11 protein-coding genes are annotated in these 9,300 nt (G+C 49.8%); 2 read left to right on the top strand and 9 right to left on the bottom strand.

Translation table 11 applies throughout. The annotated features are described in order from the left end of the window. Positions 1 to 601, top strand: a 601-nt coding sequence (gene phbB, locus Q7T66_RS07715; RefSeq protein ID WP_304932745.1) for an acetoacetyl-CoA reductase, incomplete at its 5' end; no start/stop codon positions are given. Positions 602 to 641: 40 nt separating this feature from the next. Here the strand turns inward: phbB and Q7T66_RS07710 are convergent. Together Q7T66_RS07710 and Q7T66_RS07705 are read right to left on the bottom strand one after the other, a co-directional pair. Further along, positions 642 to 1,286, bottom strand: a complete 645-nt coding sequence (locus Q7T66_RS07710; protein WP_304932744.1) for a DsbA family protein — start codon at positions 1,284 to 1,286, stop codon at positions 642 to 644. A gap of 92 nt (positions 1,287 to 1,378) precedes the next feature. Next, positions 1,379 to 1,984 carry a PolC-type DNA polymerase III gene (locus tag Q7T66_RS07705; protein ID WP_304932743.1) on the bottom strand — a complete coding sequence of 202 codons (606 nt, stop codon included), beginning with the start codon at positions 1,982 to 1,984 and terminating at the stop codon, positions 1,379 to 1,381. A gap of 200 nt (positions 1,985 to 2,184) precedes the next feature. On the opposite strand from Q7T66_RS07705, the gene Q7T66_RS07700 reads away from it, so the two are divergent. Beyond that, entirely contained in the window at positions 2,185 to 4,284 is a 2,100-nt protein-coding gene (locus Q7T66_RS07700; RefSeq protein ID WP_304932742.1) for a methyl-accepting chemotaxis protein, read from the top strand. Positions 4,285 to 4,397: 113 nt separating this feature from the next. Here Q7T66_RS07700 and Q7T66_RS07695 read toward each other — a convergent pair whose 3' ends face one another. The 7 genes from Q7T66_RS07695 to Q7T66_RS07665 all read right to left on the bottom strand — a co-directional run bounded on the left by Q7T66_RS07695 (position 4,398) and on the right by Q7T66_RS07665 (position 9,235). Beyond that, entirely contained in the window at positions 4,398 to 4,619 is a 222-nt protein-coding gene (locus Q7T66_RS07695) for an RNA-binding S4 domain-containing protein (RefSeq protein WP_112993158.1), read from the bottom strand. Between the two features lie 59 nt (positions 4,620 to 4,678). Beyond that, positions 4,679 to 4,954 (bottom strand): hypothetical protein, encoded by a 276-nt coding sequence (locus Q7T66_RS07690; RefSeq protein ID WP_304932741.1) that lies wholly within the window; start codon positions 4,952 to 4,954, stop codon positions 4,679 to 4,681. 51 nt (positions 4,955 to 5,005) lie between these two features. Continuing rightward, positions 5,006 to 5,392 carry an MAPEG family protein gene (locus tag Q7T66_RS07685; protein WP_304932740.1) on the bottom strand — a complete coding sequence of 129 codons (387 nt, stop codon included), beginning with the start codon at positions 5,390 to 5,392 and terminating at the stop codon, positions 5,006 to 5,008. Positions 5,393 to 5,562: 170 nt separating this feature from the next. Further along, positions 5,563 to 6,996, bottom strand: coding sequence for an exodeoxyribonuclease I (sbcB, locus tag Q7T66_RS07680; RefSeq protein WP_304932739.1), 1,434 nt, complete (start codon positions 6,994 to 6,996; stop codon positions 5,563 to 5,565). Between the two features lie 67 nt (positions 6,997 to 7,063). After that, positions 7,064 to 8,032 carry a GGDEF domain-containing protein gene (locus Q7T66_RS07675; RefSeq protein ID WP_304932738.1) on the bottom strand — a complete coding sequence of 323 codons (969 nt, stop codon included), beginning with the start codon at positions 8,030 to 8,032 and terminating at the stop codon, positions 7,064 to 7,066. Positions 8,033 to 8,042: 10 nt separating this feature from the next. Further along, a complete protein-coding gene (locus Q7T66_RS07670) occupies positions 8,043 to 8,918 on the bottom strand; it encodes an HDOD domain-containing protein (RefSeq protein WP_304932737.1) in 876 nt (291 codons plus the stop codon). Further along, positions 8,915 to 9,235, bottom strand: coding sequence for a hypothetical protein (locus Q7T66_RS07665; protein WP_304932736.1), 321 nt, complete (start codon positions 9,233 to 9,235; stop codon positions 8,915 to 8,917). The genes Q7T66_RS07670 and Q7T66_RS07665 overlap by 4 nt, the downstream gene beginning before the upstream one ends. Positions 9,236 to 9,300: the final 65 nt, after the last annotated feature.

The raw sequence follows: 9,300 nt of genomic DNA, 5'->3' as shown, positions 1-9,300 counted from the left end.
GAAGGAAAACGGTTTTAATTTCCGCGCTTACCCATGCGATGTATCCGATTACGACTCTGCGCAACAATGCGTTGCGCTCATCGAAAAAGAGATCGGCCCAATTGATGTCTTGGTCAACAACGCCGGCATCACGCGCGATGTGACTTTCAAAAAGATGGAAAAACTGGATTGGGACGAAGTCATGGGAACCAACCTTGACTCGGTTTTCAATATGACAAAACCAGTGTGCGACGGCATGGTTGAACGCGGCTGGGGTCGCATTATCAACATCTCTTCAGTGAACGGTCAGAAGGGTGCGTTTGGGCAAACCAATTATTCTGCTGCGAAAGCCGGGATGCATGGATTCACTAAAGCACTCGCGCTGGAAGTCGCGCGCAAAGCCGTCACCGTAAATACAATTTCCCCTGGTTATATCGGAACAAAAATGGTGATGGCGATTCCGCAAGAGGTGCTGGACACAAAGATCGTGCCGCAAATTCCGATGGGACGTCTGGGTAAGCCGGAAGAGATTGCTGGTTTGGTTGCTTACCTCGCGTCGGACGAGGCAGCATTTTTGACCGGCGCAAATATCGCCATCAATGGCGGGCAACACATGTATTGATGCGGAGAATTGGCCGATCGTGAATCGGCCAATTTTTTGATCAAGAGTCCGATGTTTGATCGACCAATGCCTGCAAGCGCTCAACCAATACCTCAGTACGTGCGAAGCCTGACGTCACAAGATACAGCTCGCCGGAACGTTCAAATACCAAGGTAGGGAAGCCGGTTACGCCCCAACGTTGCATCTGCTGAAAATCATTATTCGTAGACGTAATCGCATCTTCCGATGACCATGTTGCGAGAAAATCCTCCTCGCTGATAGTGATACCCGCTTTATTCAAAACAGCAACGCTGATTTTTGCCAAGACATCGCCCTTGGTCACATCCAGAGCCTCTGCGTAAAAGCCATGCTGAATCGCATGAAACACATCGAGTGCAACATCTGGAGCCAGCATGCGCGCCGCGACGACGGCACGACAAGCCGGTTCAGTGTCGTAAATAAAATCCTTGCCCGACAAAGCTTCATCCGAAAATGGCAAGCCACTTGTCTCTGCCACTTTTTCCCAATGCGACAACAGCGTTGTCTTCAACGCCTCATCCATCAACTCCTTGTTGTACGCACGCAGGCCGCCGAGGACGACTTCGAAACGTAATTCAGGAATGCCGTCGCGCAGTGTCGTCAATTCCGGTCCAAAGCCGTAGCACCATGAACACATAGGATCGGCGATGTAGATGAGTTTTGTCATTGGTCTAGTGTCTTTCTTTGCTTCTTATAATTGGTCGTTGGAATTGATCGCAAATTTATATTGAAAGCATAGCATCAGGGCGATGCCGATTGCTAATTCGATTCTGCGTACGGTAGGTCGGACGGCGCAATCAAATTTGGCCGTTGCCGCAGTTTTTTGACCGTGTTTATTAGTGTCTCTTGCGGCATATCGCGTATCAACTTCCCCCAAAACTGCCACAGCAAATCAGCATCAGCCAAAGCACGATGGCGCGCCTCGGGTATCAAACCGTGTCGCTCTATCAGCGTGTCCAGATTGTGTCGCTTTTCTTCCGGGAACAGCGCGCGTGATAGTTTGACGGTGCACAGGGTTTCGGACTGCAATGCATGGCCGGAACGAGCAAACGCATGATGCAAAAAGCCGTAATCGAAGCGCGCGTTATGCGCAATAAACAAACCGTCAGCCAATCGTTCACGCACGCCATCGGCCAGTAATTCAAAGGACGGTGCTGTCTCGACCATGTCATCGCTGATGCCGGTCAGATTCTGGATGAAGTACGGTATAGGCCGACCAGGATTGACGAAGCTGGACCAGCGCTCAACTTCACCATCCAGGTGAACTGCGACGATACCGATTTCGGTAATGCGATCGTTGACCAGGTTTGCACCTGTGGTTTCCAGATCGACGAATATCAACTTTTCAAAAGGCTTCATAGCCATCATTGTCCCATGGCAAAGCATCTTGCTGCGGTTGATCAAGCATGATCTGAGCAAAACGGCAATTCATCAAGTCGTCATATTTCACAGCCAAAATTGCGCCAAAGAAACTATGCGTGTCTATTTCATCCTTGTCTATCAGGATCGAATTTAGGCAAATCAAGCACCTCGCATCACTCGGCATCGCCATCTGAAAGTACACAATGAAAAATGTCTTCCTGACACCTGCGGTCAAACTCATGCAGCGCCTGCGCCTGTTGCCCAAGTTTGTCGTATTGACGATTATTTTCGTTACGCCCTTATTGTTTGCGACCTTTTTGTTGCTGAGCGAATTGGATAAATCCATCGCTTTTACACAGCAGGAACGCTTGGGTGTTAGTCACGTAAGCAAGATTCAGAAAATCATTCAGCTGACTCAGAAGCATCGCGCCTTCCAGCACATGTTCATCATGGGCAATGCAAGCGCTGAACAAAAGGCGCAGCAAACGCAAAAGGACATCAATCAGGAAATCACTTTTTTTGATGCTATGCGTAGTACAGAACCAGCTTTGTATGAAGGCGATGCATGGAAGGAAATCCAAACTAGCTGGACCACATTGCAAAGTAAGTTTGCCAGCGCAAAAGATAGAAAAATCTACGATGAACATACGGCATTAATTGCGCAGCTTTATCGATTCAATACATTGATTGCCGACCGTAGCAAGCTCACACATGATCCAGAAGGAACAACTTCTTATCTGGCTGAATTATTTAGCAATGATTTCCCGCGGGTTACTGAAGGCCTGTCCGAAGTCGCAGGGCGCGGTGCTGCTTACATCGACAGCGGCCTGATGGAAGCGAATGAAGAAGTACTGCTCGGTTCGACAGTATTGCTGGCACGTCGCGATCTGGCAGAGATTCCGGGCAAGATCGCCATGCTGCTACATGAAGATCCGCAGCTCGCGCAGCAAATGGCATCCGCGCAGGCAGCGATTCCCATCGCTATAAGTTATTTGGATAGAGCCAAGAATGAAGTATTGAATACCTTGGATCAAACCTCAGGGAACGCATTTTTTGACGCAGGTCATATCAGCATAGATGGCTTGTATGCAGCAGCAGATACTTCAGCCGATTTGCTAACGCAATTGCTTGAGCAACGGATAGAGAAAGATGCGTTCAATCGCAACATGATTATGTTGGCGATCTTTTCTGTATTGTTAATCGCTGCATATTTTCTGCTCGGATTTTATGTATCGTTCTCGACAGAAGTGCAACGCTTGAGCGCCGCGGTCAAACGCGTAGCATCAGGTGATCTCAGCAAGAAAACCAGTTCGCACGGCAAAGATGAGATCGCGCAATTGCTGAATGAATTTGGCGGCATGAGTGATGGTTTGACACATCTGGTTGCGCAAGTGCGTTCGGGTAGCGATACGATTGCATTGGCCTCGAATGAAATAGCAACCGGCAACTTCAATCTGTCTACGCGTACCGAAGAACAAGCCAGCTCATTGGAAGAAACTTCTGCCGCGATGGAGGAGTTGACCAGTACCGTTAGACAGAACGCAACGCACGCACAGCATGCGAATAAGCTCGCCAAGACAGCTTCAAGCATCGCAGAGCAGGGTGGCGCAGTGGTGTCTCAAGTCGTGGATACCATGCACGCGATACAACAATCATCGCGAGAGATCAGTGACATCATCGGCGTCGTCGATAGCATCGCATTTCAAACCAATATCCTGGCATTGAATGCTGCGGTAGAGGCAGCGCGTGCCGGCGAGCAGGGCAAAGGCTTCGCAGTGGTGGCAGCCGAAGTGCGCAATTTAGCGCAGCGTAGCGCGACGGCCGCCAAGGAGATCAAGGCTTTGATCGCCGACTCTGTTGAGAAGGTAGAGATAGGCAGCAAGCAGGCAGATAGCGCCGGCAAAACAATGGATGAAATTGTGGATTCCATCAGTCGCGTTACCACCATCATGGAAGAAATTACTGCAGCCAGTTCTGAGCAGCAAACCGGCATTGAACATATCAATCAAGCACTGGGCCAGATGGATGACATCACGCAGCAGAATGCAGCATTGGTTGAGGAAGCTGCGGCTGCAGCAGAAAGTATGCGCGAGCAAACGCTCAAATTATCAGAGACAGTTGCCGTCTTCAAATTAGCGAATGACGGTCGCAGCGATGTTGCGATAACGGACTCTCAACATACTCACAACAACGTCTTGTCGCTAGCGAAGCGCACGTTGAGCGTGACCAATGAAAAGATGAGAGTGAGTTTGCCGGTGCAGCGTCAAAAGAAGCTACTGGCAGTTGCGAATCGACGCCGTTGAGTCTAGGAATGCTGGGCTATAAAGAATTTCGCGTTAATGCTGCATCAAATCGAAATGAATAAGAAATCATCAGTTACTGCTCAAAGACTAAGAGCAGTAACTGTATGGTGCACTTAGGTCGGTGCCAGTACCTTGATGCGCACATCACCCAGCGCAACGACTTGCCCCGAACGAATCTTGCAGGTTTTGCGCAGTTCAGTTTGACCATCCACTTTTACCTTGCCGCTGGCGACTATCATCTTGCCAGCGCCGCCGCTATCGCAGACGCCGACCAGTTTCAGTAACTGGTTCAATTCGACGTATTCGTCATTCAATTCAAATTCAAGTTGTTGCATGGCTTCTGCTTGTTAAAAGTTGGGTGGGAGTGCGGCTAAGTAGATTGATATAACGCGATCTATTTTGACTGTGATTGACGCGCTGTTTCCAGCCAGACATCCAGCGTTGCCAATAAATCGATTTGACTGAATGAGCAGCTTTCTTCAGTGAATAAACTTCCGGCTTCTAGTCGACTCAACAAATCTTCCATGACTTCGTTATAGCGTGCCGGCAGTGAACTCAGCAATGCGGATTGCGAACGCCAGAGTTGGCAAAACTCGTTGATGCCCAGCTTGTTTTCACGTACGGCATTCAGTGAATCGTGCAGGATTTGAAATGTTTGATCTTGTGACATAAGAATTAAAAACGAATGAATAAGAAATTAAATCAGGCTACGTTTTAGCGATCAGCTTCCTTGAAACGCAGCGATTAAAAACAAGCCGACTACACTCAGATAACCGATGAACCATGACACGGAACGCAAGGTTGAACGATCCGTTAGATACAACCAGGTGTACACGATGCGTGAGGCAATAAATGCTATCGCCAGCATATCAGTCGAATTCTGCGGTGCGTGCAGTTGCTGCGCAATCAGAACACCTGCGGCAAAAAATGGAAATGCCTCAAAATGATTACGATGTGCTGAGTCTGCACGGCGTCGTACGCCTTTTTGTTTTTCCAGCCAGCCAAGCGGTTCAGAATTGTCGTAATCCCGTCTACTCCATTTGGCGATTCCAACTGTCGCTACCGGCATGATGCCAGCTGCCAATACACACCAATAAGCAAGATTCATTTTTATCTCCGGTTGCAGGACGACATCATGTATTTGTCAGCGTATCGCCTCGAGTGCGCGACAATTATACTGTCCATTGCTGGTGATAATTTATGCAAAGTGGCTCACACGGTGATGAATAAAAGCGATGTTAGTGGTTTGTTTCTCGCCAGGCATCAATCGCGTATTAATTAGTCACGTACAGGTGCAATTGATTCTGCATAGTCATACAAGGCACCAAGTATTTCTTCGCCGCGTTCATCGGCTGTCTCTGACAACTGATCAATCTCAGAAAATAGTTTTTCGATTGTTCGTGCGCCGCCTTCGCCATCGAAGAGTCGTGCTGATCGATGTTCTTCCCAACGTTGCACTTCTTCTGCAGAAAGCGTGTGTGGAAAGTTGCGCGCACGATAGCGCCAGAAAATTTCTTCCAGCCGCGCATCACTAAAACTCGGATTAGCGGTGGCCATTGCTTCAGGTGACAAGGCGCGCAATTCTTGTAGCAAACGTCTATCGTTGTTTCCAACAAAGCCGCCATATAAATCTTCATCGACGTCTGGCGTATCTTCTTGCGGTCTGTGAAAGACGTCTTGCCAGATTGCCGACATGTCTGGCGTTTGCGCGGCAATCTCTGCATGACGCAAGGCGGTGGCAACATCGAGGCCCCACTGTGCAGTCATTTCCGGCGACAAGGTTTTCAAATTGTTGATTACGACCGGCGATTTGTTCAAATGGATGGATTTGATCGGCAGGCGACTGACACCTTCCGGCAATGCATCTGATTTGGTGAACATGCGGGTACGGATTGTCTCTGCATCCAGCGATGCGAGTTCGCTTGGGTCTGCAGACAGATCCCAGACAATGACTTCATTCTTGTTGGTTGGATGTACGGCTAGCGGCCATACGATGCCTATGCAACCGCGTTCAGCTGGGAACATGCCGGTGATATGCAAAAAAGGACGGCGCAAAGGCAGGCCAATTTCTGCTGCAACCTTATCTTTCTTGTGCAAGGCAAAGCAAAAATCAAACAGCTTGGGTTGACGGTCTCGTATCAGGCGCGCCATCGCAATCGTCGCGCGCACGTCAGATAAAGCATCATGCGCGGCTTCATGCGCGATGCCATTTTCGGCCGTCAGTTGTTCCAGTCTAAAGCTAGGGCGACCGTCAGGATGGCGTGGCCAGTTGATTCCTTCCGGGCGCAATGCGTAGGCAGTGCGCACGACATCGAGAATATCCCAGCGACCGCAACTGTTTTGCCATTCGCGCGCGTACGGATCGATCAGATTGCGCCAGAACATAAAGCGAGTGACTTCATCATCGAAACGTATCGTGTTGTAGCCAACGCCTATAGTGCCGGTTTCTGACAGCAGTTTTTCAATCGCTGCGGCAAATTGATATTCGGGTATACCGCGTTCCAGACAAACTTGCGGAGTGATACCAGTAATCAAACACGATTGTGGATCAGGCAAAAAGTCGTTGGCCGGTTGGCAGTACAACATCACCGGTTCGCCGATTTCATTTAGTTCTGCATCGGTGCGGATCGCAGCGAATTGCGCCGGGCGATCGCGACGCGTGTTGATGCCGAAGGTTTCGTAGTCGTGCCAGAGAAATGTATGGTTGGACATCGTCAAAAAATATGAAGTGATGAAGCGCTAAATTAAAACTCTTAACTAAAAAGCGCGTAATTAAAATCTAGAATGAAATCTGATTGCGCCCAGCTTCCTTGGCGCGATACAAGGCAGCATCGGCCCGGGTAATCAAATCTTCGGCTCCATGATGAGCCGTGAGTGTGGCGACTCCAAAAGACGCGGTAACGTGTGGCAGAGGCAGACGCATATCTTCAAAGACAATCGCTTGGCGCATGCGATCGCACAGGCGCTGCGCTACCATTTTGCCGGCTGCGGCGTCGCTATCCGGCAAAATCACGGTCAATTCTTCGCCGCCATAACGTACGGCGAAATCGCTGGGACGCAATGCAGCACTCAAGACCCCGGCTGCTACGCGCAATGCCGCGTCGCCCATCTGATGGCCATATACATCGTTGAATTTTTTGAAGTAATCCAGATCGATCATGATCAGTGACAGCGGACGAGCAGCGGTATGGGCTTCTTCAACCATGATCGGCAGTCGATCTATCATCCATGCGCGATTGTATAAACTGGTAAGGCCATCAATCATTGATAGTTGGCGATAGAATTCACCAACTTTTTCGCGACGGCGTAATTGTGCGTTCGCTGCACGCAAGCGGAATGATAGTTGGCGCAGCAGATTACGTGCGATGCCATCGACTTCATCGATCAGCTTCCACATCAGACGCGAAGAAATAACCAGCAGATCGGTTTCTTCCAACGCGGTCATGGTGTTGGATGGAACTGCTTCATCCAGTACCGATAATTCACCTATGCTTTCGCCGGGCAAAATCTTATCGGTGCGGCGTTGTTGATTATTATCAGCAACCAAAAAATTGATCAGTGCACCACGCAATACAACATAGACGCAGGCTTCTGTACCGTGGGTGTTTGGTAGCTCTTCATCAGCGGCAATGCGTAATACGGTGCAAGGGGCGAGTAATGCATCGACGCCAGTATCGGTAACGCCATCAAATAAATGCAGCTTGCTACTCGTATATCCGGATTGTCCGAAGCTCGTAATTTCTTCCAACTTCTTCTTTCTATTTCTCAGTCAGCAGTACACGGCTTACTTCATCGAATTGCAATTCTGTTTCGAGGAATACGTGTTGATAAATTTCTTCACTCAAGCCCAGGCCTTCCCACGATGCTTGTGAAATCGGCGGCACCAGGTCATCTTCCACTCCCGACATATCCAGCGCATGCGTAATCGCATTCGCAATATGCACTATGGATGCCAGCGAATGCACTTTTTGGCCTTCCGGCTCGTGATGACCTGCAATCGCAAACCGAATCGTATCGGAAAAATGCCAATGTGCCGCGAGCGCTTCGCCCGCCATCGCATGATCTACGCCCATCACCGCTCGCTCAGCCTCCAGCCATTGGCAATCATGCAGCTTGCGATAGGCGATTACCGCCTCATATTCACGGCGGAAATAGGTCGCCAAAACCAGGCGGCCTATATCGTGCAACAGGCCTGCAGTAAAAGCGTAATCCTGATTCACATGCAGATGTCGTGCCAGTACGCGTGCGCATACCGCAGTGGCAATCGCATGGCGCCACAAGGAAATGAAATCCAGCCCGGCACAGCTATTGGTCGGGAAGTAGCCGGTCAGCGCGGTGGCCGTCACTACATGTCGTACCGAGTTCACACCAATTAGCGTGATCGCTTGTTGAATGGTCGTAACCTTGGTTTGCGTGCCGTAAAACGATGAATTGGCAAAGCGCAAAGTTTTGGCAGCAAGTGCCTGATCGAGCATGACCTTGCGTGTAACGACGTTGATATCGATATCGTCGGGGCCAACGCTGGCCATCAAGTCTTGCACGATGGCCGGTAGAGCAGGCAGATCGCGGATCTGCTCAAGCACTTGATTGAAATGTACTTTGGAGACGTTGGGTTCAGGCAGGTTTTCCATCATGCTTTTTCTCCCAGCCGAAAAGTACGAATGTAGCTGTGCAACAAGCCGTTGGCATTTTCGTCGTCCGATTTGCGGAATAGGCGCTCTAGTCGAGCCTGGAAATGTGCGCGTTGTATCGCTTCTTCCTCAGGTGTGAGTTCGCCCATTACGATTCTGAGGGAGACCACATCGTGTCTATGGAGTGATTCGATCGTGTGGTCGGTCAGCGTCGCGCCCTTGGGCAGCAGGACTTGTCCTTGCGGATCAAGCAAATCATCTGACAGAACCATGTCCGGCTTAACGTCTGCCAATGCAAATTGCGCGCTGATTGCGGTCATGTGTCGTCTCTCTTGTTTTCTCTTTGGCTTAGCTTACCACCGGGCGCACGATGTATCTATCGGGA

This window comes from Herminiimonas sp., assembly GCF_030655415.1.
Note: the sequence above shows the minus strand (reverse complement) of the source record. Positions and strands in the feature narration are given on the sequence as shown.

What these genes read in the sequence shown, in the direction of transcription:
- Q7T66_RS07665 (WP_304932736.1), bottom strand. Translation starts at nt 9,235, where the DNA reads ATGACCGCAATCAGCGCGCAATTTGCATTGGCAGACGTTAAGCCGGAC.
- sbcB (WP_304932739.1), bottom strand. Translation starts at nt 6,996, where the DNA reads ATGTCCAACCATACATTTCTCTGGCACGACTACGAAACCTTCGGCATC.
- Q7T66_RS07670 (WP_304932737.1), bottom strand. Translation starts at nt 8,918, where the DNA reads ATGATGGAAAACCTGCCTGAACCCAACGTCTCCAAAGTACATTTCAAT.
- Q7T66_RS07695 (WP_112993158.1), bottom strand. Translation starts at nt 4,619, where the DNA reads ATGCAACAACTTGAATTTGAATTGAATGACGAATACGTCGAATTGAAC.
- Q7T66_RS07700 (WP_304932742.1), top strand. Translation starts at nt 2,185, where the DNA reads ATGAAAAATGTCTTCCTGACACCTGCGGTCAAACTCATGCAGCGCCTG.
- Q7T66_RS07685 (WP_304932740.1), bottom strand. Translation starts at nt 5,392, where the DNA reads ATGAATCTTGCTTATTGGTGTGTATTGGCAGCTGGCATCATGCCGGTA.
- Q7T66_RS07710 (WP_304932744.1), bottom strand. Translation starts at nt 1,286, where the DNA reads ATGACAAAACTCATCTACATCGCCGATCCTATGTGTTCATGGTGCTAC.
- Q7T66_RS07690 (WP_304932741.1), bottom strand. Translation starts at nt 4,954, where the DNA reads ATGTCACAAGATCAAACATTTCAAATCCTGCACGATTCACTGAATGCC.
- Q7T66_RS07705 (WP_304932743.1), bottom strand. Translation starts at nt 1,984, where the DNA reads ATGGCTATGAAGCCTTTTGAAAAGTTGATATTCGTCGATCTGGAAACC.